We start from the raw sequence: 24,001 nt of genomic DNA on the forward strand, positions 1-24,001 counted from the left end.
GTATTCATTACATGGCCTCCGGTCCGGTATCGGTCGGAATCACGATTTCGGTCACGGACGAATCCGGAGGCACGTTCATGGCGCGCAGAGCGTTCTCTGCGACCTTGGCAAAAGTAGGCGCGGCGACCTGGCCGCCGAAGTGGCCGCCCTGGGTCGGCTCATCGATCATGACGGCGATGATGAAGCGCGGGTTCGACATCGGCACCATGCCGACGAAGGAACCGATGTATTTACGCGGTATCGCATAGCGGCCGTTTTCCACCTTGTAGGCGGTGCCGGTCTTGCCGCCCACGCGGTAGCCGGGAATCTGCGCCTGCTTGGCGGTGCCGTCCTTGCCGGAGACCACAGCCTCCAGCATTTCGCGCATATCGCGCGCAGTCTGCGGCTTGATGATCTGCTGGCCCACGGGCTGCTCCGTCACCTTCTGGAAGGACAGCGGAATGGTGTCGCCGTCGCGCGCGAACATCATGTAGGAGCGCGCCAGCTGGATCAGCGACACCGAAATGCCGTTACCGTAGCTCATGGTGGCCTGTTCCACCGGACGCCAGGATTTATAAGGACGCACGCGGCCCGCCACGGCGCCGGGGAAGCCCCACTTCGGCTGCTGGCCGAAGCCGACTTTGGTGAACATCTCCCACATCTCCTGCGGCGGCATGCTGAGCGCCATCTTGGAAGTGCCGATGTTGGAGGACATCTCGATGATCTGCTTCACGTCGATCACGCCGTGCGGCTTGGTGTCCGTGATGGTGCGGTCGAAAATGGTGAGGCGGCCGTTGCCGGTATCGATCTGCGTATGCGGCTTGACGCGGCCGCTGTCCAGCGCCAGCGCCACGGTAATCGGCTTCAGCGTGGAACCGGGCTCGAAGGAGTCGGTCATCACGCGGTTGCGCAGCTGCGCGCCGGTCAGCTGGCGGCGGTTGTTCGGGTCGTAGCTTGGGTAGTTGGCCAGCGCCAGCACTTCGCCCGTGTGCACGTCCAGCACCACGGCGGCGCCGGCCTTGGCCTTGAATTTCTCCACGGCGCCCTTCAGCTGGGTGAAGGCGATGTACTGGATCTTGGAATCGACCGACAGCACCAGGTCCTTGCCGTCATGCGGCTCGTGCTTGGCGCCGATGTCTTCCACGATGCGGCCCAGGCGGTCCTTGATCACGCGGCGCGAGCCGGGCGTGCCGACCAGGGTTTTCTGCTGCGCCAGTTCCATGCTTTCCTGGCCCACATCTTCCACATTGGTAAAGCCCACCACGTGGGTCATCACTTCGCCTTGCGGGTAGAAGCGCTTGTATTCCTTGCGGGTGTCGATGCCGTCGATCTTCAGCGCGATGATCTGGTCGGCCACATCCTGCTCCACCTGGCGCTTCAGGTAAACGAAGTTGCGGTCCGAATCCAGCTTCTTGCGCAGTTCCACCTCGCTCATCTCCAGCAGGTTCGCCAGCTTGCGGATCTTGTCGGCAGGCGCCTGCAGCACATCGTCCGGAATCGCCCAGATGGCTTTCACGGGAACGGAAGATGCCAGCACCTGGCCATTGCGGTCGGTGATCTTGCCGCGCGTTGCGGGCAGTTCGATGGTGCGCGCGTAGCGGATTTCGCCCTGCTTCTGCAGGAACTGGGTGGACAGGCCCTGCAGCCACAGTGCGCGGCCGGCCAGCGCGGCGAAGGCCGCGAACAGCACGAACAGCACCACGCGCGAGCGCCAGGTCGGCAGGCGCACGGCCAGCACGGGGCTCTTCGAGAAGGACACGCCCTTCGAAGCCGCAACGCGGGAGCTGCTCAGGCCACTGGTGGCGCGCATTATTTCTCGCCCTCCGTCAGGTACTGGGTGCGTGCGGGGGTCAGCTGGGTCATCGACAGGTCGCGCCGCGCAATTTCTTCGATACGCGCATGCTTGCCCAGCGTTGACTGGTCCAGCTGCAGCTGCGCCCATTCGATATCGAGCTGGCGCGCCTGGCTCTGGGTGCGTTCCAGTTCAATGAACAGGTGGCGCGCCTGGTACTGCGACTTCACCAGTGACAAGGCGCACAGCACCAGCAGCGCGGTCAGCACGATATTGATCTTGCCGCTCATTGCAGCGCTCCTTTCGGAGCAAGGCGCAATGCCACGCGCATGACGGCGGAACGGGCGCGCGGATTGGCTTCCACTTCCTCGTCCGACGGCTTGACCTTGGCCAGCAGCTTGAGTTCAGGCTGCGGCAGGTCTACGGCGCGGATCGGCAGCCGGCGGTCCGGCTGCGGCACATTGGCGCGTTCGGCAAAGAAGCGCTTCACCATGCGGTCTTCCAGCGAGTGGAAGCTGATGATCGCAATGATGCCGCCGGGCGCCAGCGCTTCATAAGCCTGCTTCAGACCTGCTTCGAGATCTTCAAGCTCTTTATTGATGAAAATCCGGATAGCCTGAAAGGTCCGAGTGGCCGGATCTTTGCCCTTCTCCCGGGTTTTGACCGCGCCTGCCACGATACCGGCAAGCTGTCGTGTGCTTGAAATTGGTTCGACTGCCCGGCGAGCAACAATCGCCTTTGCAATCTGAAAAGCAAACCGTTCTTCCCCATATTCCTTTATCACCTTTTCCAGTGTCTGTTCGGTTTCTGTGGCGAGCCACTCCGCCGCCGACATGCCGCGCGTGGTGTCCATGCGCATGTCGAGCGGACCATCGTTACGGAAACTGAAGCCGCGCGCCGCGTCATCCACCTGCGGCGACGAGATGCCAAGGTCCAGCAGGATGCCGTCCACCTTGCCGATACCGCGTTCGGCGAGGGCGTCCGCCATCGTGGCGAAGCTGTCATGCACGATCGTGAAGCGCTGGTCCCTGATCTGTTCCGCGGTGGCGATGGCCTGCGGATCCTTGTCGAAGGCGATCAGGCGCGCGTTGGCGCCGAGCTTCGAGAGAATCAGGCGGCTATGGCCGCCGCGGCCGAAAGTACCGTCGATGTATGTGCCGTTGGCGCGCGCGCCCTCCAGATCAAGCGCATTCACCGCTTCATCTAGCAGCACCGTGCGATGCTGATATTCGGGCACTGCTGTCGTGGTCATCGGCAGGCCTCAGAAGGAGAAATCGGAAAGGGTGTCGGGCATGCCGACATCGATGGTGGCCTGCTCGTTTTCGGCACGCTTGGCCGGATCCCAGATTTCGAAGTGGGTCAGCATGCCGGACAGGACGACCTCGCGGCCCAGGCCCACGGCATCGCGCAGCTCGGGCGCCACCAGGATGCGGCCGGCCGAATCCATCTCGACATCGCTCGCATTGCCCAGCAGGATGCGCTGCCAGCCGCGGGCCGACATCGGCCACGCCGCGATCTGGTCGCGCTTCGCTTCCCACACATGGCGGGGATACATCAGCAGGCAGCCGTCCGGGTGTTTCGTGAGCGTGAGGCGGCCTTCGCACTGAATCATCAGTGCGTCACGATGCTTGGCCGGAATCGACATCCTGCCTTTCGCATCGAGAGTGATCGCGGAAGCCCCCTGGAACACGGCTGTTCTTTCTATCTATCCCTAATGTTGTCCGTCATTTTGTGCAGCGCTTTTCTCGCCAAAAAATCCCACAAAACTACACTTTTTCACACAGATGCCCACTTTAGAGTAAGCAAAACTGGTGGTCAAGCGATTTCCAATTGGAAAAAACCGGTTTTTAGTAATGAAATTAAGGACTTAGCGCGCATCGTTGAAGCGAGCTCACGTGAAAATGTGTCGAGAAATTAGATACTTAGGCGGGATAGTGAAAGTGCTACCTCATCTGCGCAACCGTGTCCGGCGCTACAAAATTGGTACAAACAAAATTAAAACAAATGCATAAGGTTGCAAGTTGGCAACGAACACGTCGCGTACGGGCGACAGCCGCAAATTTGCCGGAAATTGCCCTGAACAGGCGGGAGCGCGGCAGTTTTCACCACCGCCCCGGAGGAGCGGCTGCTCAGGAATTCAGCAGCAACGATGCTTGAGGGAAACAAGTTGTATAGACAAATTTACGCTGCCGTGCAGCGCCTGCCGCCATTATACGCAGGCCATGCTGCAGTGCTTCAATCGAGCGGCGCGGCCCAGGATTTGGCCCGTTCGACGGCGCGCGACCAGCGCTGCATCAGGGCGGCGCGGCGCTCATTGTCCATGGCTGGCTCGAAGCGGCGCTCGCACTCCCATTGCGCCGCGATCTCCTCGCGCGAAGCCCAGAAACCGGAGGCCAGGCCGGCCAGGTAGGCGGCGCCGAGCGCCGTGGTCTCGGTAACGCGCGGGCGCAGCACCGGCACGCCGAGCAGGTCGGCCTGGAACTGCATCAGCATGTCGTTGCGCGCCGCCCCGCCGTCGGCCCGCACTTCGGCCACAGGAATGGCGGCATCGCGCTGCATGGCGGCCAGCAGCTCGGCGCTCTGGTAGGCGATGGATTCGACGGCGGCGCGCGCAATATGCGCTTGCGTACTGCCGCGCGTCAGACCGGCGATGGCGCCGCGCGCATAGGGATCCCAGTGCGGCGCGCCCAGCCCCGTGAAGGCCGGCACCAGCAGCACGCCGCCGCTGTCCGGCACACTGGCGGCCAGCGCTTCCACGTCCGAAGACTGCCGGATGATGCCCAGCCCGTCGCGCAGCCACTGCACGGTGGCGCCGCCCATGAAGACGCTGCCTTCCAGCAGGTAGTCGGTGGCGCCGTCCACCCGCCAGCCCACGGTGGACAGCAGGCGGTTATGCGACACGCGCGGGTGGGCGCCCGCATGCATCAGCATGAAGCACCCGGTGCCGTAGGTATTCTTCACCATGCCGGGCTGGTGGCAGGCCTGGCCGAAGGTGGCGGCCTGCTGGTCGCCCGCGATGCCGGCCAGCGGCACCGCTTCGCCGAACAGCTCCTCGTGCGTCATGCCCACCTCTTCGCTGGAGGACACCACCTGCGGCAGCAGGGAGGCCGGAATGCGGAACAGCGCCAGCAGGTCCGCGTCCCAGCGCATCAGGTGGATGTTGAACAGCATGGTGCGCGAAGCATTGCTGACGTCCGTCACGTGCACGCCGCACAGCTTGAAGGCCAGCCAGCTGTCCACGGTGCCGAAACACAGTTCGCCGCGTTCGGCGCGTTCGCGGGCGCCCGGCACGTGGTCGAGCAGCCATTTCAGCTTGGTGGCGGAAAAATAGGCATCCAGTTCCAGGCCGGTGCATTCGCAGATCAGCTTGGCCTTGCCCTCGGCGCGCAGCTGTTCGCAGTAGTCGGCGGTGCGCCGGTCCTGCCACACGATGGCGGGCGCCACCGGCTGGCCGGTCAGGCGGTCCCACAGCACCGTGGTTTCGCGCTGGTTGGCGATGCCGATGGCCTGCAGCTGCGCAGCCTGCACGCCCTGTTCGGCCAGCACCTTGCGCGCCACGGCAAGCTGGCTCTCCCAGATGTCCTTGGGATCGTGTTCAACCCAGCCCGGTTGCGGAAAGTGCTGGGGATATTCCTGCGCTGCGCTGCCGCACAGCCGGCCGCGCTGGTCAAAGAGGATTGCGCGGGAGCTGGTGGTGCCCTGATCTAACGCCAGGATGTATTTTTTCATCGGCGAATCCGAAGAAAGGAATTAGTTGAAGCAAGCCGATAGGCCGGATTCTGTTACGGCGCCGAAGCGCTATGACAGCCATTCCTCTAGGCGGCGAATTACTCCGCCGCTCAAGCTTTCTACCCGCACGCTCCGCGAGCCGCCTCAACGCGTGCCTATTTGAAATTGCTCCAGGTGGAGGTTACCGCGTTTCACCGTAACTTAATACGCTCGTCTCTGTGGCCCTGTTCCTCGCCTTATATCCCCGGAAGGACTTTCAGCGGACGGCCGTTAACCGTCACCCCGCTCTATGGAGTCCGGACCTTCCTCCCGCCACCGTATTGCTACGGCAGCCAGCGGCTGTCTGGCTTGCATCAGGGCGTATTATACCCGGTCGGAATCAGGAAATTGGTGTCGCCATTTGGAAAGCCGGGCGGCGGGGCAGGTTCTAGAATGCTGCATCATCTTATTATCTTGAGGCGAGCTCCATGACGCATCCATCCCGTTCCGGCGGCCAGATCCTGGTCGATGCACTGAAAGTCCACGGTGTCGATACCGCTTTCGGCGTGCCCGGCGAAAGCTACCTGGATGTGCTGGATGCACTGCACGGCTCCGGCATCCGCTTCATCATCAACCGCCAGGAAGGCGGCGCGGCCTTCATGGCCGACGCCTACGGCAAGATGACCGGCAAGCCCGGCATCTGCTTCGTGACGCGCGGCCCCGGCGCCACCAATGCTTCCATCGGCGTGCATACCGCCTTCCAGGATTCGACCCCGATGATCCTCTTCATCGGCCAGGTGGGCAGCGATTTCATGGACCGCGAGGCCTTCCAGGAAGTGGATTACCGCCGCATGTTCGGCCAGATGGCCAAGTGGGTGGCGCAGATCGACCGTGCCGACCGTGTGCCTGAATATATCGCCCGTGCCTTCCAGATTGCCACCAGCGGCCGCCAGGGCCCCGTGGTGCTGGCACTGCCGGAAGACATGCTGGTGGCGCAGGCCGCCGTGGCGGACACCCGCCGCTACCAGCCGGTGCAAGCCTCCCCGGCCGCCGCCCAGATCGCGCAGCTGCGCGCCATGCTGGCGGAGGCGAAACGCCCGCTGCTGCTGCTGGGCGGCAGCGGCTGGAACGAGCAGGCCCGCGCCGATATCGTGCGCTTCGCCGAAGCGAACGCCCTGCCGGTGTCCTGCGCCTTCCGCTTCCAGGACCTGCTGGACAACCAGCACCCGCACTATGCAGGCGACGTGGGCATCGGCATCAACCCCAAGCTGGCGGCGCGCGTGCGCGACGCGGACGTGCTGATCGCCATCGGCCCGCGCCTTGGCGAGATGACCACCAGCGGCTATACCATCATCGAATCGCCGGTGCCGCGCCAGCGCCTCGTGCACATCCATCCGGATCCGGAAGAACTGGGCAGCGTGTACCAGGGCGAGCTGATGATCGCAAGCGGCATGCCGCAGGCTGCGGCCATGCTGGCGGCCATGGAGCCGGTGGACGCGGGCGCCTGGAAAGGTTCGGTGGCGGAAGCACGCGCCGAACTGCAGGCCTGGCAGCAGAAGCCCGCCATTTTCCAGGACGGCAAGGCGCCGCTGGACCTGTGGCAGGTGGTGCAGGACATCGACCGCCTGGCGCCGCACGACACCATCATCACCAACGGCGCCGGCAACTACGCCACCTGGGCGCACCGCTTCCACAGCTACGGGGGCGCGCGCACCCAGCTGGCCCCGACCAGCGGCGCCATGGGCTACAGCGTCCCCTCCGGCGTCGCGGCCAAGATCATCGATCCGCAGCGCACCGTGATCACCTTCGCGGGCGACGGCGAATACATGATGAACGGCCAGGAGCTGGCCACCGCCGTGCAGTACAAGGCGGGCGTCATCATCATCGTGTTCAATAACGAGATGTTCGGCACCATTCGCATGCACCAGGAGAAAACCTATCCGGGCCGCGTTTCCGGCACCACGCTGGCGAATCCGGATTTCGCGCAACTGGCGAAGGCCTCCGGCGCGCATGGCGAGATCGTGGAGAAGACGGCGGACTTCGCGCCGGCGCTGGAACGCGCGCTGCAGCATACGCGCACGCAGCAGCTGCCCGCGCTGATCGAGCTGCGCTACGACGGCAACCTGATTACGCCGGGCGCCACGCTGGAAGCGATGCGCAAGGCGGCAGAGGCGGCGCAGCAGCGCTAAGCGGCTTTAGCCTTGAGACGGCGGCGCCGGTTCCCATTTGGGGGCCGGCGTTTTTTCCATCGGCGGCAGTTCTTCCGCCGGCTCCCGCTTCTCCTTCACCGGCCGTGGCGGCGGGCAGGACTTGCAGGCCTTGGGCCTGGCGCCGAAATCGTGCACGCGCGACAGCTTCATCGGATTCTGCTGGTCTTCGCAGTAGCCGCCGTCCAGCGTCAGCGTTTCGCCGTCGGCCGAGAATTTGCCGCTGATGGTGCGCGGCTCCTCTTCCTGCGGCACGTCCACCGTGAAATACATCATCTTGCCGCGCGGGTCGATATTGATATCGCTGGCCACCAGCGGCCAGCTGATGCCGCCCGCCGTGAACTCGTAGATGGCCGTATCCACTTCAAGGAAACGCTGGAAGGTAATGCGCTGGCCGCCATAGTCGCCCGTTTCCGGGTGCACGCAGATATCGGAATAAACCAGAACGCCGTAGCGCGGAATCGGCTTGCGTTCCGGCTCCTGCTTGCCGCGCGGCGCGGCGAAGGCCGCCGCAATGGCGGCGCAGCTGACGGTCACCAGGGCCAGCAAGGCCATGCTCAAACGGGTTCTTGTTTTCATGCCCACATTCTAACGCGGCAGGACGAAAAAAAACCGGCTGCCGAAGCAGCCGGTTTCCATGTGCAGCAAGGCGGCTTAGAACGAGTGGCGGATGCCCACGTTGAAAGCGGAATCGCCGGAACCAACTTCGGCGTTGTTGCCAACGGTGTAGCTGGCGCCGTTCTTGTTGTTGATCTTGCCGTACGACAGGTAGGTCGTGGTGCGCTTCGACAGGCTGTGGGTGTAGCCCAGTGCCCACTGGTGCGCGTCACGGTTGAACTCTTTGTCGTCCACGGTGCTGTAGGAAGCGATGAAGCTGCCTGCCGCGCCGACCGGCACGGTGGCGCCGATCAGGGCGTTGCGGCTGTCGGTCGACGGCGCCACTGCAGTGGTGGTGTAGGCGGTAGCGTTCGGGTAAGCGACGCTGTTCAGGCCCTTGTTGCTTCCGTACATGAAGAAGGCTTTGGCAACCTTGAAGTCATAGTTGACTGCCAGCAGGCTGTTGTGGCCGATATCGCGCTCAACGATCGGCGCCAGGCCGGTCGCGGTGTCGTTGTTGCGGTTGTTGTAGGCCAGGCGCACGTTCAGCGGACCGTTGGCGTAGGACACGGCAGCGCCCAGTTGACGGCCGGCAGCGGAATCGCCCGACTGCTCACCGAAACCGTAGAACACTTCACCGCTCAGGCCGTTGTACACCGGGGTCTGGTACACCACGGCGTTGCTGTTACGCACGTTGATGCCGCCGGCCGGGAACAGGTTTTTCGCGGAGCCCGACAGGCCGGCAGCGAACGGATCACCCACTTGCACGAAGGCGTTGTACCAAGGGGTGTACTGGCGGCCGATGGTCAGCGTGCCGGCTTCCTTGGAGCGCAGGCCAACGAAAGCCTGGCGGTTGAACAGGGTGCTGCTGGTGTTGTCCAGCGCGCCGTCATCCGCACGGAAGCCGGTTTCCAGGGTGAAGATGGCCGACAGGCCGCCGCCCAGGTCTTCCACGCCGCGGAAGCCGATACGCGAAGCGTTGGCCACGCCGCTGGTTACCTTGGTGATATTGCCGGCTTTACCGCCGCGCTCAGCAACCAGGCCCGCGTCCAGGATACCGTAGATGGTGACGTTGCTCTGTGCGAAAGCGGCGCTGCTCATTGCGCCTAACACTGCGAGGGAGATTAGAGTTTTTTTCATTACTGTTCCTTCTGTTGTGTTGCAATTTAAAGATTTTTCAAAGCAGAGGCTTGAATCGGTCTTGTGGGCGTCCTCGTCCCGGACGCCGTCTTTGTGAAAGCAAATATCCCCATTTGCCATCTCGCCCTCCTGGTAGGAGAGCTCTCACTTATTGTCGCGGCCGAGTTTCGCGCCGGCTTCATATCGGTGCACGGATGCACCGGGAGGCGGCACTATACTGATGCTTTTGCTTTCCATCAAGTATCAAGCTACTAATGGAACCAGCCAGTCTCCCTGGGTGGTCACCACGGCAGGATTGTATACCCGAACACAAATTCCTGCCGCAAAGCAGCAAAAACTGTCTCTTTATAACCTACTTTATGTATGAAATCAGCTAATGATGTCGCATATCTAAGTAAGTATTTTCCACATAAGACTGCACCATCTTGGTGCGAAGGATCCGCATTTGCATGGCAGCGCCGAGTGAAAAAAAATTTGTAACGGCCTCTGTCCACGACACAGGAACTACAATGAAAGGAATCGAAGCGAAAGCCAAAAAACCACAAGCTGTGTATTGGACAAGCAACGCGAGCAAGTTTTTAACACCTGGTCTGCTGTGGATAATGCGCAACTTTCTTCGTAAAAACGAGGTTAGAATGCACGTCGCCTTCCTTGGCGGAGCCGCCTATCCCGATGAACACCGACGTCACCCACATGCCCGTGCCTGCAACAATCAGCGATGTTGAGCGCGATACCGGCGTCGCCAAAGAAACCCTGCGCGTCTGGGAACGCCGCTACGATTTTCCCCAGCCGCAACGCGACAGCTTCGGCGAGCGAGTCTACCCGTCCGAGCAGGTGCAGAAGTTGCGCATGATCAAGCGTTTGATCGACCTGGGCTACCGCCCGGGCAAGGTGATCAGCTATGACATGGAGGCGCTGCAGGCCCTGGCCGAAAAAGCCGCCGACCAGCGCCAGCCGCGCCGCACGCCCCACCCCGATCTGCAGATTTACCTCGATCTATGCAAAAGCCTGGACGCCGACGCACTGCGCCGCCGCCTGTCGCAGGCCCTGATGGTAATGGGAGTCCGTAATTTCGTTCTGGACCTGATGGCGCCCCTGACGACGATGGTGGGCGATGCCTGGGCTTGCGGCCAGTTTGCAGTGTTTGAAGAACACATGGTGACTGAATCGCTGCAGGCCGTGATGCACAGCGCGGTGTTCGCCCTGCCCCAGGCCAGCCATATCAGCGCCGCGCCGCGCCCGCGCATCCTGCTCACCACCCTGCCGCAGGAGCGCCACGGCCTGGGCCTGCTGATGGCCGAAGCGCTGTTTTCGGCCGAGGGCGCGCAATGCATTTCGCTCGGGGTGCAGACGCCGCTGCCCGATATCGTGGAGGCGGCCCGCTCGCAGCAGGTGGACGTGGTGGCGCTGTCCTTCTCCTCGGCCATGAATTCGCGCCAGGTAACAGAATCGCTGAAGCAGCTGCGCGCCCGCCTGCCGGAGCATGTGGAGCTATGGATCGGCGGCGGCAACGCGGCGCTGCGGCGCCGTCCGCCCGGCTACCTGCGCATTATCGAACTGGCCGACATCAGCGCCCGCCTGGAAGAGTGGCGCCGCCTGCGCGCCCAGCTCAACGCCCCCGCCGCCTGACACCCTGCTGCGGCGCAATTGGCGCGGCCTGCTCTGGTAGAATACCGGCTCTTTTCCTGTGTCGGCAGCAACCATGTTCAGCTTCTTCAAGAAAAAACCTGTCGCGCCCGAAGTGCCGGCGCCCGCGGTGTCCGAATCCGCGGCGCCAGAACCCGCCGCACCCGAATCCGCCGCCCCCGCCCCGCTGGCCTTCGATGCCGAAACGGCCGAACGCCCGGAGTCGAAACAGTCCTGGATGGGCCGCCTGAAGGCGGGCCTGTCGAAAACCTCGGCCAACCTGTCCGTGCTGTTCGTCGGCGCCCGCATCGACGAGGAGCTGTATGAGGAGCTGGAAGCCGCCCTGCTGATGTCCGACGCCGGGGTCGATGCCACCCAGTACCTGCTGGACGCGCTGCGCCGCAAGGTCAAGGAAGACAAGCTGCTGGATGCGGCCGCCGTGAAGCTGGCGCTGAAGCAGCTGATGACGGAACTGCTGCTGCCGCTGGAAAAACCCTTCGAACTGGGCCGCCACCAGCCGCTGGTGATGATGATTTCCGGCGTCAACGGCGCAGGCAAGACCACCACCATCGGCAAGCTGGCCAAGCATATGCAGGCGCATGGCCAGTCCGTGCTGCTGGCGGCAGGCGACACCTTCCGCGCCGCCGCGCGCGAGCAGCTGATGGTGTGGGGCCAGCGCAATAATGTGACGGTGATCGCCCAGGAGTCCGGCGACCCGGCCGCCGTGTCCTTCGACGCCGTGCAGTCCGGCAAGGCGCGCGGCACCAATGTCGTGATGATCGATACCGCCGGCCGCCTGCCGACCCAGCTGCACCTGATGGAAGAACTGAAGAAGATCAAGCGCGTGATCGGCAAGGGCCTGGAAGGCGCGCCGCACGAGACGCTGCTGGTCATCGACGGCAATACGGGCCAGAATGCCCTGGCCCAGGTGAAGGCCTTCGACGATGCGCTGCAGCTGTCCGGCCTTATCATCACCAAACTGGACGGCACCGCCAAGGGCGGCGTGCTGGCCGCGATTGCGCGCGTGCGCCCGGTGCCGGTCTATTTCATCGGCATCGGCGAGAAGATCGAAGACCTGCAGCCCTTCAGTGCTGCGGAGTTTGTTGAAGCACTGCTCGGTTAAGGACTCCATGATCGAATTCCAGCACGTTTCCAAGCAATATTCTTCCGATGTGATGGCGCTGCGCGACATCACGCTCACGATAGGCAAGGGCGAGCTGGTTTACCTCGCCGGTCCTTCCGGCGCAGGCAAGTCCACGCTGATGAAGATGGTGGCGGCGATGGAGCGCCCCAGTTCGGGCAGCGTGGTGGTAAACGGCACCGACATCAGCCGCCTGAAACCGGCCGGCGTGCCCTTCCTGCGGCGCAACCTGGGCCTGATTTTCCAGCAGCAGCGCCTGCTGACCGACCGCTCCGTGCTGGCCAATGTGATGATGCCGCTGCTGGTGACGGGCGCCCCGCGCGCCCAGGCCGAGCAGCGCGCCCGCGCCGCCCTCGACAAGGTGGGCCTGGGCGACCGCGCCAACGCCCAGCCGCTGGCCCTGTCCGGCGGCGAGCAGCAGCGCGTGTCGATCGCGCGCGCCATCGTCAACCGGCCGCAGATCATCCTGGCCGACGAGCCGACCGCCAACCTGGACCGCGCCAGCGCCACCCGCGTGTTCGACGCGCTGAAAGCCTTCCATTCGGTGGGCGTGACCTGCGTGATCTCCACCCACGACGAGCAGGTGCTGGATGCGGCGGGCCGCGTCATCTACCTGAAACAGGGCCAGCTGGAAGACGCGGGGGTGGCGGCATGAGCGTCTGGCTGCGCCATCACTTCGCCGCGCTGGGCGGCGCCTTCGCTACCCTGCGCCGCGCGCCGGGCAGCTTCCTCTTCAATATCCTGGTGGTGGCGATTGCGCTGGCCCTGCCCTTCGCCGGGCTCACGGTGCTGGAAAATGTGCGGCCCATGTCCGAGCAGCTGTCGGTGGATCCCGAGCTCTCCGTGTTCATGCAGCCGGATGCGCCGCGCGAACAGTCGGCCGCCCTCGCCTCCTCGCTGCGCGCCATCGTCAAGGATGCGAAGATCGTCTTCGTGCCGCGCGAGAAGGCGCTGGATACCCTGAACGACAAGAGCGGCCTGGCGGACGTGGTTGCCACCCTGGGCGAGAACCCGCTGCCGGACAGCTATGTCATCAAGCTGAACGCCTTCCAGAGCGCCGCCGAAGGCGCGGCCATCGACGATATCGCCGAACGCATGCGCGCGCTGCCGGGCGTGCAGGCGGTGCAGGTGGACTCGGCCTGGGTCAAGCGCCTGGCCGCCCTGCTGGGCGTGCTGCGCCTGGCCCTGCTGCTGCTGGCGGCCACGCTGGGGACGGTGGTGGTGGCGGTCATCTTCAATACCATCCGCCTGCAGGTGCTGACCCAGCGTGAAGAGATCCTCGTGTCGCGCCTGATCGGCGCCACCGACAGCTATATCCAGCGCCCCTTCTATTACACGGGCGCCCTGCTCGGCCTGGGCGCCGGCGCGGTGGCGCTGGGCGCGGTGGCGCTGGCCCTGCGTCCGCTGAACACGGCGATTGCCGAATTTGCACGCCTGTACGCCTCCGAGTTCCAGCTGGCCCCGCTCGACCCGCTGCCCATGGCCCTGCTGCTGGCCCTCTCCGCCGGCCTTGGCCTGGCAGGAGCGGTGCTTTCCGTGCAGCGCCATCTCGCCCGCCTGAACTGAGTCCTGCCGCAAGCGTGCGTTCTCGCACAGAGGACGCCGCGCGGGCAGCGATAAGCTGTCACCATACTTCCCCTCGAACTGAATCGCATCCGGCCTATCGATAGCGCTTCTCTATCGCCGCGATCAGTTTTCGACGATTGGCACTCACCGGGCGAGAGTGCTAATATATGTCCAAAGCAATGCTAAAACAGTTCCGTAATGCAACTTAATCAGGATTAAGAACTGTCTAAGTTGTTTAGAGCATGCTGTAGGCAATGAGTGTTCTCTGCAATTCCGCAGGCAGCACAAAGCACTTCAAGCGAGGAAATGAAAATGACTACGATGTCCGCATCTTCTGCACTGATTCCGGCTGGCAGCAATGCCCTTGGCCTGGGCTTCAGCGGCAACCTGGGCAACCTGGACGCCTACATTTCCGCCGTCAACCGCCTGCCGATGCTGTCACATGACGAGGAAGTCAAGCTGGGCCGCGAGCTCAAGGAAAAGAACGACATCAAAGCCGCCGAAAAGCTGGTGATGTCGCACCTGCGCCTGGTGGTGTCGATCGCGCGCGGCTACCTGGGCTATGGCCTGCCGCACGCCGACCTGATCCAGGAAGGCAATATCGGCCTGATGAAGGCGGTCAAGCGTTTCGACCCGGACCAGGGCGTGCGCCTGGTGTCCTATGCGATGCACTGGATCAAGGCTGAAATGCACGAGTACATCCTGAAGAACTGGCGCCTGGTCAAAGTGGCCACCACCAAGGCCCAGCGCAAGCTGTTCTTCAACCTGCGCAGCCACAAGCAGGGCCTGGATGCGATGTCGCCCAAGCAGATCGACGAGCTGGCGAAAATGCTGGATGTGAAGCGCGAGGAAGTGATCGAGATGGAAACGCGCCTGAGCGGCCGCGACATCGCGCTGGAATCGCCGACCGACGACGAGGACGACAAATTCGCGCCGATCGCCTACCTGTCTTCCGACCAGAACGAGCCGACGCGCGTGCTGGAAGCCGAACAGGTAACGCGCCTGCAGTCCGAAGGCCTGGAAACGGCGCTCGGCAAGCTGGACCCGCGCTCGCGCCGCATCGTGGAAGCGCGCTGGCTGGCGAATGACGACGGCTCCGGCGCCACGCTGCACACGCTGGCGGAAGAGTTCGGCGTGTCCGCCGAGCGCATCCGCCAGATCGAAGCGGCTGCCCTGAAGAAAATGAAGGGCGCGCTCGCCGCCTACGTGTAATTTTCCGCACGTAAGGAGGGCCGGCCGGGACAGCGTCCCCGCCGGCTCTCTTGCTTTGGCGCCAATCGTGCGCCGGGTATGATGTAATTTCGATAACATTCCTCCCGTTGCCTTTACGGCCCAGGAGGAACCATGAACACCCGGTTCATCAGCACCATCGCTTTCATTCTCGGTCTCGGCGTCATCGCCGCCTGCAGCGTGCCGGTCTCCAACGCGGAGTCCGGCCAGCCGCAGCGCATGGAGATCAGCTATGCGCTGCGCGCCGGCCAGACCGTGCGCCTGGCGCGCGACACCACGCTCAAACTGGAACGCATCAACGACAGCCGCTGCCGCAGGAACACGGTCTGCGTGTGGGAAGGCTATATCAGCTACAGCTTCACGCTGCAGGACGCCAAGGGCAGCAAAACCTTCGTGCTCGCCGAGAACATGCCGAACGCGCGGCGCGCCATCACGCAGAACGGCATTGCGTTCGCGCTGGAGAGCCTGGATCCGCCGGAACCGCTGGCGGCAGATGAGCCCGCACCGGATTATCGGGTAAGCTTGAGGGTAAATCTTCCAAGCCCTACCTAAGCGACCATGAGCCCAAGCCAGCGACGCGCCACTCCCACCCTTCTCGTTTCCACCATCATCATCTCGCTGGCCTTCACCGGCCCCGCATACGCCAAGCGCCCCGTGGCCACCGGCACCGGCGGCGCGGCGGCCACCATCTCCGAACAGGCCACGCAATCGGCCATCACCATCCTGAACCAGGGCGGCAACGCCGTGGATGCAGCGGTGGCGGCGGCCGCCACCCTGGGCGTGACGGATCCCTTCAGCTGCGGCATCGGCGGCGGCGGCTTCATGGTGATCTACCTGGCCAGGGACAAGCGCGTGATCACCATCGATCACCGCGAGATGGCGCCTGCAGGCTTCAAGCCGACGGTATTCACCGAGAACGGCGCAGAGATGGATTTCGAAAAAGTGGTGGCCAGCGGCATGTCGGTCGGCGTGCCGGGCACGGTGCGCGGCTGGCACGAGGCATTGGACCGCTACGGCAAGATGAACTTCCGCCAGGTGCTGGCGCCGGCCATCAAGGTTGCGAGCGAAGGCTTCCGCATCAATGCCAACTTCGCGCACCTTATCGACGGCAATATCGGGAAATTCCAGCTTTTCCCGGCGACGGCGGCCCTGTACCTGAAGGACGGCAAATCGCTTCCTGCCGGGACGCTGCTGCGCAATCCCGACATGGCGAAAGCCTACCGCGAGATCGCGGCGGGCGGCGTTAAGGCTTTCTATGAAGGGAAGATCGGCCGCGCCATCGTCGCTGCCGTCAACAAGCCGCCTGTTGCGGGTGGCGCCGACGTGCGCGGCGGGAACATGACGATGGCCGACCTGGCCAATTACGAAGCACGCCTGCGTCAGCCGGTGCGCAGCACCTACCGCGGCTATGACATCGTCGGCATGCCGCTGCCGAGCAGCGGCGGCGTAGCCGTGGCCGAAGCGCTGAATATCCTCGAAGGCTACGACCTCAAGTCCATGCCGCGCGAGAAGGCCGAGCACCTGTATCTTGAAGCGAGCCGCCTCGCCTTTGCCGACCGCAATGCCTACCTGGCGGATCCCGAATTCGTGGAAGCGCCGGTGGAAGGCCTGATGAGCAAGGAGTATGCAGCGCGCCGCCGCGAACTGATCGACGTCAACCACGCGGGCAAACCCATGGCGCCCGCCGGCGATCCCTATCCGTTCCAGAAAGACCAGAGCTATCCGCTGCGGCCATCGACCAGCAAGCTGCTGGCGGAAGGCGCGCACACGACGCACCTCACGGTGTCGGACAAGGAGGGCAATATCGTCTCCTACACCTACACCATTGAATCCTGGGGCGGCAGCGGCATCACGGTGCCGGGCTATGGCTTCATCCTGAACAATGAGATGACGGACTTCGATTTCAGCGGTCCCCATCCGAATGTGCCCGAAGCGGGCAAGCGTCCCCGCAGCAGCATGACGCCGACCATCGCCTTCAAGGACGGCAAGCCGGCCTTCACCATCGGCAGCCCGGGCGGCTCGACGATCATCACCACGGTACTGCAGACCATCGTCAACTACATCGACCTCGGCATGCGCATGGACCAGGCGCTGGACGCGCCGCGCCTGTCCCAGCGCAACGGCGCCGCTACCGACATCGAACCTGGCTTCGGCACAAGCGCGCAGGCAAAAGGGCTGGCAGCGATGGGCCATACCTGGGGCGCCCAGGAAGAAATCGGCGCCGCCAATGCGCTGGTCTTCAACCCCGACGGCACCGTGACCGCCGTCAGCGAAGGCAAGCGCCACGGCACCGGCAGCGCCGCCGTCCAGCACCCCGCGCATTGAATAATTGGGGACAGACCCTGATTATTTCATTGGGGGCTCGGCGCTGCCGTCTGCCCCATCAGGCGCTACGCGTGCCGCTCACGGCTATCGATAGGCGCCTCGTCCCTTTCTGACAGACCATAGTCGCGTATGACACCGGCAATCCGCAGCCGGTAATCCTTGAACAGCATGCTGCGCCCCGCCTCCTGCGCCACGCGATGCGCCTCCAATTGCCGCCACTGCGCAAGCGCCGCCTCATCACGGAAAAAGGACAGCGACAGCACCTTCTCCGGATTCGCCAGGCTCTGAAAACGCTCCACTGAAATGAAGCCGTCAATCCCTTCCAGCATCGGCTTCAGCGCTGCCGCAAGATCGAGATAGCGCTGGCGGTGCTCAGCGTGCGGCACAACTTCAAAAATCACGGCAATCATGCGGCCTCCAGGAAGTCGGGAATGCGTGCGTTCACCGATGGACGGTAACGCCATATGAGCTGTTGCGGCAGGGGCATCTGCACCAGCACCTCCAGCGCTGCCACAGCAATGGTTTCAGCGAGACGCTGGCCGGGGCAGCGGTGCACGCCATGCCCGAAGCCCAGTCCCTCGCGCGCGGCGGCGCCGAGCAGCAGCAATACTGCATCGCCGGCACGCAGCGATACGCCGCCGATCTGCGCATCTTCCACCAGGAAGCGCCGCGTGTTCTGGATCGACGGATCCAGCTGCGCCGTCCGGGCAACGAGTTCCGCCGCCGTGCCGCCATGCCCGCGCCAGCGCGCAATCACGCTGTTGCCGATCAGGCCCGCCGTGGCCTCATAAGTCTGCGACATCAGCCCCACCATATTGGCCAGCACCGGCAGCGGCGCATCGTGCAGCGTGCGCATTGCCGCCAGCAGTGCCCGCGCCGCTTCATGCGCGGCCCCGATCCGGGCTGCGGAACTAAGCGGAGACAGGCAGGCCGCGAACGCTGCCACCAGCCGCGCGATTTCCGGTCCGCGCGAGGGCGCAAAGCCGAGCAGCTCGGCCATCACCCGCACCGGCGCCTCGCCCATCACGCGGTTCAGCATGGACGCGGCGCCGCCATGTGCCAGCTCGCCCGCCACGCGCCGCGCGTGTGCGGCGGCCGTGCCTGCATCCATTGCATCCAGCACCGGCTGCAGGATCGCGCGCGCCTGCACGTGGGGCGGACCGTCGTTCATCCTCGCCAGCATGCCAAACAGTTCGCCCGCGCTGCCCGCAATCGCGGCAGGCACCGGCTCCGCTGGCGGCCGCACGCGGCAGGCCGGATGCGCCATCACTTCGCGGATCAGCGCCGGGGAAGCTGCAATCCACAGCTTCAGCGCGGCATCGTACTGCAGCCCGCCCCGCGCCAGCGTGGCGTACCAGGGATAGGGATCGGGATGCGTGGCCGCCGCGATTGCGTTCATTGCTGTCATGGTGTTCTGTCCTTTGCATGATCGGATAAAAGCAGTATCCTGAAAAAAGAACATCAACACTTCGTCCTGGATCGAACTATGGATGCACATGCCGACAATTACCTGGCCCGCATTGCGGGCGCGATTGCCGAACCGGCCCGCGCGCGCATGCTGTGCGCCCTGCTGGACGGCCACGCCCGCACCAGCACCGAACTGTCGGTGGTGGCCGAGGTCAGCCCCTCCACCGCCAGCGCCCACCTCGCGCGCCTGAAGGATGAGCGCCTGGTGGACCAGCTCGCGCAAGGCAAGCACCGCTACTACCAGCTCGCCGGCAGCGACGTGGCCGCGGCGCTGGAAGCGCTGCTCGTGGTCGCAGGCCTGCCCCGCCCCACCTTCACGCCAAACACGCCGCCCCGCCTGCGCAACGCCCGCACCTGCTATGACCACATGGCAGGCACGCTTGCCGTCCGCCTGCACGACCATTTCGCCGAGCAGGGCTGGCTCGCTGCAGAAGGCGGGCGTGGCGACTACGAGCTGTCCGCAGCCGGCGCGGCGCGCTTCGAACAGCTCGGCTTCGACCTGCCCGCCATGCGCAAGCTGCGGCGCCGCTTCGCCTGTCCCTGCCTGGACTGGAGCGAACGCAAGCCCCACCTCGGCGGCGCGCTGGGCGCGGCGCTGCTGCAGCTCGCGTTGAAGAAGGGCTGGGTGGAACAGGACCTCGACAGCCGCGCGCTCAGCGTGCCGCCGCAGGGCGAGAGGCAGCTGCGCAAGGCCTTCGGCATAAGCCCGGATTAAGAAAGGATGAGCAAGATAAGCATATCGACAATGCTTATCAGGGAGAACAGCCGTGAAGAACTGGATCCGCGCCAACAAGGGCTTTATCGCCTTCCTCATGCTGTTCGGCCTGTTCCGCACGGCGGTCGCGGACTGGAACCCGATCCCCTCGGCCTCCATGCGCCCCAACCTGCTGGAAGGCGATGTGGTCTTCGTCAACCGCTTGGCCTATGACGTGAAGATTCCGCTGACCGATATCTCGGTTGCGCGCCTCAACGATCCGCAGCGCGGTGACGTCGTCACCTTCTCCTCGCCGAAAGACGGCACGCGCCTCATCAAGCGCATCGCCGCCCTGCCCGGCGACACGGTCGAAATGCGCGGCGAACGCCTGCTGATCAACGGCGTGCACGCCGATTACACAGTGCTGGGCAACGCCACCGAACATATGGACGTGCTGGGCGAGCTGCAGGCGCTGCAGGTACAGGAAACGCGCGGCAAGGCCAGCTACCCGATCCAGATCCTGCCGCAGATCGCGGCGATGCGCGACTTCGGTCCCATCACCGTGCCCGCCGACAGCTACCTGATGCTGGGCGATAACCGCGACAACAGCGGCGATTCGCGCGTGTTCGGCACCGTGCCACGCGCGCTGCTGATCGGCCGCGCGGAACGCATCCTCGTCTCGGCCGACATCAAGGGCAACTGGCTGCCGCGTACCGACCGAATCGGCAAGAGCCTGCGTGTCGAGTAAGCGCTAGGCGGGTGGCCTGAACTGCGACGCCACCCATTCCTTCAGCAGCAGCGTCGCGGGACGGTTAGCCGCCCGCGGGCTGTACACCAAGTCATAACTGAAGCTGCCCAGCTCCAGCGCGAAGGGCTGCACCAGCACACCGGCCGCCAGTTCCTGCTGCACCAGGGTCAGGCTGAGCAGCCCCACGCCCTGCCCTGCAATGGTGGCCTGCACTGCATGCAGTTCCTCGGTAAAACTCAGCCCCGCATCGGCATCCACGCCTTTCACCTTCGCCGCATCCGCGCCTGCCTTGTTCATGGGCATCAGGTCGATACGTTGCCAGGCGTCGGCCTGGCATATCCGCCAACGAAAAGGGAGTACCGTATTGGTAAGCCGGCGCTACGCGAGCGGGCGGCGTGATAGCTTAGCAAGTGGGAGGTTCACATGAAAACCAGCTTACTCAACAATATGCAAAGGACCGGCAAGGACATTGCTTCCGCATTCAGCGGCGAGTAAGTTCGGACGCGGCAATGCGAATCACGGGACGGCTACTCTCTTTGATGAAAGCGACTTCATCCGTTGACAATGAAATGGGGTCTCGCCTGATGATTTTAGGCACCCTGTCCGCGCTTGGACAAGAAGAAGTAGCCGAGGAGGTGCTTAAACAAATCCCTTTGGACGACGCCAATTGAGGACGTGGGTGAAATAAGCAGCCGCGCAGCTTCAAAATGCCCAAGCTGACTTCTTCGCCCACTGCTTACATTGGTCAGCCGTACCGCCGCAAATGGTTTGCGAAGCTGCTCAAGGGGCGAACGCGTGCGGCAGCCGCGCACCATGCCGATAGCCGGAGTAGCAGTTCGGCTGGCGGCGCAGCCGACCGGTTCCACAACGCCTCAAAGCTGCGACGCTGTTCCTGGAGCTGTTCAAACAAGGGGTAGACGGCACAAAAATGTGTCAACTCGGCTTCCTCTTCGCGGTCGAGCCGGCCCGGTGTGCGCGCCAGAAGGGTTTCGATCCTCGCCATCGCCTGCGCGGAAAGAGTATGCCGCAGAGTGGGGCGCTGGACACGTAGCGCCGCCACCGCGCAAGCATTCAACTGCCGGGTCAGGATTGCCCGATTGCACAGCACCTGGCGCAGAGTGTCGACGGTCGGTGCACCTGGCTCCGCGCGCAACCTTAGTGGTGCGGCCGGCGGCCGCACGCTTGCCAGCCTCAGCCAAACCAGCAGCCGAACATAAGCCCAGCCGGCATCGAATTCAAACCAGCGTACCGAGAACTTGGCGGAAGTCGGCAGTGCATGGTGGTTGTTATGCAGTTCCTCACCGCCGATCAGCAGCCCCAGCGGCATCAGATTGGCCGCAGCATCTGGTCCATCGAAATTCCGGTAGCCCGCGTAGTGACCAAGGCCGTTGACCACGCCTGCGGCGAGCAAGGGGATCCACAGCATGTGAATCGCCCATACCGTAATGCCGATGACACCGAAGGCTGCAACATAGGCGATCAGCAGCATGGCTACACCCTGCCATGTGTAACGGCTGTAGAGCCGGCGCTCGATCCAGTCATCCGGTGCGCCGGCGCCATAGCGGCGCACCAGCGCGGGATCGGCGGCGGCGGCGCGGTAGAGTTCCGCGCCCCGCAGCAGCACGCTGCCAATTCCTTTGGTGCGCGGACTGTGAGGGTCAAGTTCGCCTTCGCAGTGCGCGTGATGGCTGCGATGGACCGCGACCCATTCACGCGTCACCATGCCGGTGGTGAGCCACAGCCAGAATCGGAAGCAGTGCGCTGGCAGCGGATGGAGCGTCAACGCGTGATGGGTCTGGTTGCGGTGCAGATAAACTGTAACGGCGATGATCGTCAGATGCGTGGCCGCCAGGCCTGCCGCAGCAACCTGCCATGGCGGCAGCGCCAGGAAGCCCGTGCTGAGCCATTCAAGTATTGTCATATGCCACCTTCTATTGCGCCGGCGAAGAGCATCCAATATGTCGTCGACATCCGGACACCCTTTTCAGACGCGATGGCACGCAGAAGTGCTTGGCGGCCTGACTCCACGCCGCCGGGGCACTGGTGGATTTCAGACCACCTGAATATTCGCAGCTTTTTCGCCTTTGGGGCCGTTCGCGCGGGTAAACGAGACGCGTTGGTTTTCCGACAGGCTCTTGAAGCCGGTTGACTGGATATCCTGGAAGTGTGCGAACAGATCTGCCCCGCCGCCATCCGGAGCGATAAAGCCGAAGCCTTTAGCGTCGTTAAACCATTTTACGGTGCCAGTTTGAGTAGTCATTTCGTAGTCCTTTCATATTGCATAGGCAAGTCGCCTGCGTGCTTGCCAAATGCAGGGAAACGAAGGGAATCAAACGGGACCGCCGAGGCGAGACAGGAAAGACAGCCGACATACAAGGCTTGTGGAAGCACGGACCCACAATACAGCAGTTTGCCCGGTTCGCCTAAGTATTTCGCGAATATTTGCCCGGCAGACGAATCATCCATGACGCTTTGCTGTCCACTGTTATGATAAAAACGCCCGGATGTGTGGGACGCAGCTGACTGGAGACTCCTCATGAATGCCAATCCCCGACTCTCCGATTTCATACTAGCCAACATTGAACCTATCCTTATGGCTTGGGAGAATTTTGCGCGCACGATTGAACCGCCCGCGCTGACAATGGACGATGAGGAGCTACGCGACCATGCGCACCAAATGCTCTGCGCCTTTGCCGAAGACATCAAAACCGCCCAGTCGGACGCGGATAGCGTTGCAAAATCCAAGGGCCTGGCAAAGCGGGGACGGCAAGACACTGCAGCAGAGATACATGCCCAGGCGCGCCTCAGGTCTGGCTATACCGTGGTGCAACTCGTATCGGAGTACCGCGCTCTTCGTTCCAGTGTCCTGACGCTGTGGAGTGCCGAGGCCGCTGACAGTTCCCGTACCAACCTCACGGACGTGACGCGTTTCAATGAGGCTGTCGATCAGGCGGTGGCTGAGTCGGTCGCCCGCTACGAGCGCCTGGTCACGCAATCGCGGAACATGTTCCTGGCGATCCTCGGGCACGATTTGCGCAACCCGCTTGGCACACTGTTTATGGGCTCGAGCTTCATCATGCAGGCGCTCGACCTCGCTCCGAAATACGTTCTTCTTGCGACGAGAATGTTCAATAGCGCCACACGCATGGGCAAGCTGATCAATGACCTGGTTGACTTCACGCGTACGCACCTCGGCCCAGGCATCCCGATCACCCCGCGGCAGGAAAACCTGACCGTGGTCTGCGAGCAGGCGGTCAATGAGTTGCGCACATTTCATCCCGACCGCGTCATCGAACTTCGTGCCCCGGCGTCCTTGAGCGCGGTTGTCGATGGCAGCCGGCTGGCGCAAGTGCTGTCAAATCTGCTTGGCAACGCGCTTCAATACGGCAGCAAGGAGTCGCCGGTGAGTGTCGACGTCACGAGTGCTGAGGACGACATCTCCATTGCCATCATGAATCGCGGACCGGTAATCCCGCCAGACGAGATTGCAAGCATCTTTGATCCCCTGGTACGCCTTTCGCGCATCGAGGCCGCGCCTCCAGGAGAAAGTACGAACATGGGGATTGGGCTGTTCATCGCGCGCGAAATTGTTCATGGGCATTCAGGACGGATACACGTGCGGTCTGATGCTGATGGGACAACGTTTACCGTCACCCTTCCAAAGAAACAGAAGGGACTCCGCTCCACCGACTCGAACGGGCGCGCTGACGCGATACCGTTATGAGCGCGCCGTAGATATAGATACACCATCCACTTGGATGGTGCCAGTATGGTCGCTCAT

General features: G+C 63.4%; 22 protein-coding genes, 1 other RNA gene and 1 pseudogene. 11 read left to right on the top strand and 13 right to left on the bottom strand.

Annotation, left to right across the window (positions count from 1 at the left end; translation table 11 throughout):
- Positions 1-7 precede the first annotated feature (7 nt).
- The 6 genes from ACJRPG_RS16855 to rnpB form a co-directional block, all read right to left on the bottom strand.
- Positions 8-1,789 carry a peptidoglycan D,D-transpeptidase FtsI family protein gene (locus ACJRPG_RS16855; RefSeq protein WP_408001252.1) on the bottom strand — a complete coding sequence of 594 codons (1,782 nt, stop codon included), beginning with the start codon at positions 1,787-1,789 and terminating at the stop codon, positions 8-10.
- The gene (gene ftsL / locus ACJRPG_RS16860; RefSeq protein WP_408001253.1) at positions 1,789-2,061 is read right to left on the bottom strand and encodes a cell division protein FtsL; all 273 of its coding nucleotides are present in this window, start codon (positions 2,059-2,061) and stop codon (positions 1,789-1,791) included. Before ftsL ends, ACJRPG_RS16855 begins: the two co-directional genes overlap by 1 nt.
- Positions 2,058-3,023 carry a 16S rRNA (cytosine(1402)-N(4))-methyltransferase RsmH gene (gene rsmH, locus ACJRPG_RS16865; RefSeq protein ID WP_408001254.1) on the bottom strand — a complete coding sequence of 322 codons (966 nt, stop codon included), beginning with the start codon at positions 3,021-3,023 and terminating at the stop codon, positions 2,058-2,060. The genes ftsL and rsmH overlap by 4 nt, the downstream gene beginning before the upstream one ends.
- Before the next feature lie 9 nt (positions 3,024-3,032).
- A complete protein-coding gene (mraZ, locus tag ACJRPG_RS16870) occupies positions 3,033-3,461 on the bottom strand; it encodes a division/cell wall cluster transcriptional repressor MraZ (RefSeq protein WP_231768064.1) in 429 nt (142 codons plus the stop codon).
- Between the two features lie 545 nt (positions 3,462-4,006).
- Entirely contained in the window at positions 4,007-5,500 is a 1,494-nt protein-coding gene (gene glpK, locus ACJRPG_RS16875; protein WP_408001255.1) for a glycerol kinase GlpK, read from the bottom strand.
- Positions 5,501-5,523: 23 nt separating this feature from the next.
- Positions 5,524-5,855: RNase P RNA component class A (gene rnpB, locus ACJRPG_RS16880), an RNA gene on the bottom strand.
- Between the two features lie 112 nt (positions 5,856-5,967).
- Between rnpB and ACJRPG_RS16885 the strand changes: the two genes are divergently transcribed.
- Entirely contained in the window at positions 5,968-7,668 is a 1,701-nt protein-coding gene (locus ACJRPG_RS16885) for a thiamine pyrophosphate-binding protein (protein WP_408001256.1), read from the top strand.
- 6 nt (positions 7,669-7,674) lie between these two features.
- On the opposite strand, the gene ACJRPG_RS16890 is transcribed toward ACJRPG_RS16885, so the two are convergent.
- Positions 7,675-8,265, bottom strand: a complete 591-nt coding sequence (locus ACJRPG_RS16890; RefSeq protein WP_408001257.1) for a hypothetical protein — start codon at positions 8,263-8,265, stop codon at positions 7,675-7,677.
- Between the two features lie 75 nt (positions 8,266-8,340).
- A complete protein-coding gene (locus tag ACJRPG_RS16895) occupies positions 8,341-9,423 on the bottom strand; it encodes a porin (protein ID WP_408001258.1) in 1,083 nt (360 codons plus the stop codon).
- A 672-nt stretch (positions 9,424-10,095) separates the two neighbouring features.
- On the opposite strand from ACJRPG_RS16895, the gene ACJRPG_RS16900 reads away from it, so the two are divergent.
- The 7 genes from ACJRPG_RS16900 to ggt all read left to right on the top strand — a co-directional run bounded on the left by ACJRPG_RS16900 (position 10,096) and on the right by ggt (position 17,311).
- Positions 10,096-11,052 (top strand): MerR family transcriptional regulator, encoded by a 957-nt coding sequence (locus ACJRPG_RS16900; protein WP_408001259.1) that lies wholly within the window; start codon positions 10,096-10,098, stop codon positions 11,050-11,052.
- A gap of 73 nt (positions 11,053-11,125) precedes the next feature.
- On the top strand, positions 11,126-12,172 hold the full coding sequence (gene ftsY, locus ACJRPG_RS16905; RefSeq protein ID WP_408001260.1) for a signal recognition particle-docking protein FtsY: 1,047 nt from the start codon (positions 11,126-11,128) through the stop codon (positions 12,170-12,172).
- Between the two features lie 7 nt (positions 12,173-12,179).
- Positions 12,180-12,845, top strand: a complete 666-nt coding sequence (locus tag ACJRPG_RS16910; protein WP_408001261.1) for a cell division ATP-binding protein FtsE — start codon at positions 12,180-12,182, stop codon at positions 12,843-12,845.
- Positions 12,842-13,756: a permease-like cell division protein FtsX gene (ftsX, locus tag ACJRPG_RS16915; protein ID WP_408001262.1), complete on the top strand. Its 915-nt coding sequence runs from the start codon at positions 12,842-12,844 to the stop codon at positions 13,754-13,756. Before ACJRPG_RS16910 ends, ftsX begins: the two co-directional genes overlap by 4 nt.
- Positions 13,757-14,068: 312 nt before the next feature.
- Positions 14,069-14,968: an RNA polymerase sigma factor RpoH gene (rpoH, locus tag ACJRPG_RS16920; RefSeq protein WP_408001263.1), complete on the top strand. Its 900-nt coding sequence runs from the start codon at positions 14,069-14,071 to the stop codon at positions 14,966-14,968.
- 132 nt (positions 14,969-15,100) lie between these two features.
- Entirely contained in the window at positions 15,101-15,538 is a 438-nt protein-coding gene (locus ACJRPG_RS16925; RefSeq protein WP_408001264.1) for a hypothetical protein, read from the top strand.
- A 6-nt stretch (positions 15,539-15,544) separates the two neighbouring features.
- Complete coding sequence (gene ggt, locus ACJRPG_RS16930) at positions 15,545-17,311, top strand: gamma-glutamyltransferase (protein ID WP_408001265.1); 1,767 nt, start codon at positions 15,545-15,547, stop codon at positions 17,309-17,311.
- 65 nt (positions 17,312-17,376) lie between these two features.
- Here the strand turns inward: ggt and ACJRPG_RS16935 are convergent, their stop codons facing one another.
- Together ACJRPG_RS16935 and ACJRPG_RS16940 are read right to left on the bottom strand one after the other, a co-directional pair.
- Positions 17,377-17,721 carry an antibiotic biosynthesis monooxygenase family protein gene (locus ACJRPG_RS16935; RefSeq protein WP_408001266.1) on the bottom strand — a complete coding sequence of 115 codons (345 nt, stop codon included), beginning with the start codon at positions 17,719-17,721 and terminating at the stop codon, positions 17,377-17,379.
- Complete coding sequence (locus ACJRPG_RS16940; protein WP_408001267.1) at positions 17,718-18,719, bottom strand: cytochrome P450 family protein; 1,002 nt, start codon at positions 18,717-18,719, stop codon at positions 17,718-17,720. The genes ACJRPG_RS16935 and ACJRPG_RS16940 overlap by 4 nt, the downstream gene beginning before the upstream one ends.
- Before the next feature lie 78 nt (positions 18,720-18,797).
- On the opposite strand from ACJRPG_RS16940, the gene ACJRPG_RS16945 reads away from it, so the two are divergent.
- Positions 18,798-19,493, top strand: coding sequence for an ArsR/SmtB family transcription factor (locus tag ACJRPG_RS16945; protein ID WP_408001268.1), 696 nt, complete (start codon positions 18,798-18,800; stop codon positions 19,491-19,493).
- Between the two features lie 52 nt (positions 19,494-19,545).
- Positions 19,546-20,220, top strand: coding sequence for a signal peptidase I (gene lepB, locus ACJRPG_RS16950; RefSeq protein WP_408001269.1), 675 nt, complete (start codon positions 19,546-19,548; stop codon positions 20,218-20,220).
- Between the two features lie 3 nt (positions 20,221-20,223).
- On the opposite strand, the pseudogene ACJRPG_RS16955 reads toward lepB, so the two are convergent.
- The 3 genes and pseudogenes from ACJRPG_RS16955 to ACJRPG_RS16965 form a co-directional block, all read right to left on the bottom strand.
- A pseudogene (locus ACJRPG_RS16955) lies at positions 20,224-20,493 on the bottom strand (LysR substrate-binding domain-containing protein); the annotation flags it as partial.
- 472 nt (positions 20,494-20,965) lie between these two features.
- Positions 20,966-22,141: a DesA family fatty acid desaturase gene (locus ACJRPG_RS16960; protein ID WP_408001270.1), complete on the bottom strand. Its 1,176-nt coding sequence runs from the start codon at positions 22,139-22,141 to the stop codon at positions 20,966-20,968.
- A 129-nt stretch (positions 22,142-22,270) separates the two neighbouring features.
- The gene (locus ACJRPG_RS16965) at positions 22,271-22,480 is read right to left on the bottom strand and encodes a cold-shock protein (protein WP_408001271.1); all 210 of its coding nucleotides are present in this window, start codon (positions 22,478-22,480) and stop codon (positions 22,271-22,273) included.
- A 276-nt stretch (positions 22,481-22,756) separates the two neighbouring features.
- Between ACJRPG_RS16965 and ACJRPG_RS16970 the strand changes: the two genes are divergently transcribed.
- Positions 22,757-23,944: an ATP-binding protein gene (locus tag ACJRPG_RS16970; protein WP_408001272.1), complete on the top strand. Its 1,188-nt coding sequence runs from the start codon at positions 22,757-22,759 to the stop codon at positions 23,942-23,944.
- Positions 23,945-24,001: the final 57 nt, after the last annotated feature.

This window comes from Pseudoduganella rhizocola, assembly GCF_045984285.3.
Taxonomy (GTDB): domain Bacteria; phylum Pseudomonadota; class Gammaproteobacteria; order Burkholderiales; family Burkholderiaceae_D; genus Rugamonas.

What these genes read in the sequence shown, in the direction of transcription:
- ACJRPG_RS16855 (WP_408001252.1), bottom strand. Translation starts at nt 1,789, where the DNA reads ATGCGCGCCACCAGTGGCCTGAGCAGCTCCCGCGTTGCGGCTTCGAAG.
- ftsL (WP_408001253.1), bottom strand. Translation starts at nt 2,061, where the DNA reads ATGAGCGGCAAGATCAATATCGTGCTGACCGCGCTGCTGGTGCTGTGC.
- rsmH (WP_408001254.1), bottom strand. Translation starts at nt 3,023, where the DNA reads ATGACCACGACAGCAGTGCCCGAATATCAGCATCGCACGGTGCTGCTA.
- glpK (WP_408001255.1), bottom strand. Translation starts at nt 5,500, where the DNA reads ATGAAAAAATACATCCTGGCGTTAGATCAGGGCACCACCAGCTCCCGC.
- ACJRPG_RS16885 (WP_408001256.1), top strand. Translation starts at nt 5,968, where the DNA reads ATGACGCATCCATCCCGTTCCGGCGGCCAGATCCTGGTCGATGCACTG.
- ACJRPG_RS16890 (WP_408001257.1), bottom strand. Translation starts at nt 8,265, where the DNA reads ATGAAAACAAGAACCCGTTTGAGCATGGCCTTGCTGGCCCTGGTGACC.
- ACJRPG_RS16895 (WP_408001258.1), bottom strand. Translation starts at nt 9,423, where the DNA reads ATGAAAAAAACTCTAATCTCCCTCGCAGTGTTAGGCGCAATGAGCAGC.
- ACJRPG_RS16900 (WP_408001259.1), top strand. Translation starts at nt 10,096, where the DNA reads ATGAACACCGACGTCACCCACATGCCCGTGCCTGCAACAATCAGCGAT.
- ftsY (WP_408001260.1), top strand. Translation starts at nt 11,126, where the DNA reads ATGTTCAGCTTCTTCAAGAAAAAACCTGTCGCGCCCGAAGTGCCGGCG.
- ACJRPG_RS16910 (WP_408001261.1), top strand. Translation starts at nt 12,180, where the DNA reads ATGATCGAATTCCAGCACGTTTCCAAGCAATATTCTTCCGATGTGATG.
- ftsX (WP_408001262.1), top strand. Translation starts at nt 12,842, where the DNA reads ATGAGCGTCTGGCTGCGCCATCACTTCGCCGCGCTGGGCGGCGCCTTC.
- rpoH (WP_408001263.1), top strand. Translation starts at nt 14,069, where the DNA reads ATGACTACGATGTCCGCATCTTCTGCACTGATTCCGGCTGGCAGCAAT.
- ACJRPG_RS16925 (WP_408001264.1), top strand. Translation starts at nt 15,101, where the DNA reads ATGAACACCCGGTTCATCAGCACCATCGCTTTCATTCTCGGTCTCGGC.
- ggt (WP_408001265.1), top strand. Translation starts at nt 15,545, where the DNA reads ATGAGCCCAAGCCAGCGACGCGCCACTCCCACCCTTCTCGTTTCCACC.
- ACJRPG_RS16935 (WP_408001266.1), bottom strand. Translation starts at nt 17,721, where the DNA reads ATGATTGCCGTGATTTTTGAAGTTGTGCCGCACGCTGAGCACCGCCAG.
- ACJRPG_RS16940 (WP_408001267.1), bottom strand. Translation starts at nt 18,719, where the DNA reads ATGACAGCAATGAACGCAATCGCGGCGGCCACGCATCCCGATCCCTAT.
- ACJRPG_RS16945 (WP_408001268.1), top strand. Translation starts at nt 18,798, where the DNA reads ATGGATGCACATGCCGACAATTACCTGGCCCGCATTGCGGGCGCGATT.
- ACJRPG_RS16960 (WP_408001270.1), bottom strand. Translation starts at nt 22,141, where the DNA reads ATGACAATACTTGAATGGCTCAGCACGGGCTTCCTGGCGCTGCCGCCA.
- ACJRPG_RS16965 (WP_408001271.1), bottom strand. Translation starts at nt 22,480, where the DNA reads ATGACTACTCAAACTGGCACCGTAAAATGGTTTAACGACGCTAAAGGC.
- ACJRPG_RS16970 (WP_408001272.1), top strand. Translation starts at nt 22,757, where the DNA reads ATGAATGCCAATCCCCGACTCTCCGATTTCATACTAGCCAACATTGAA.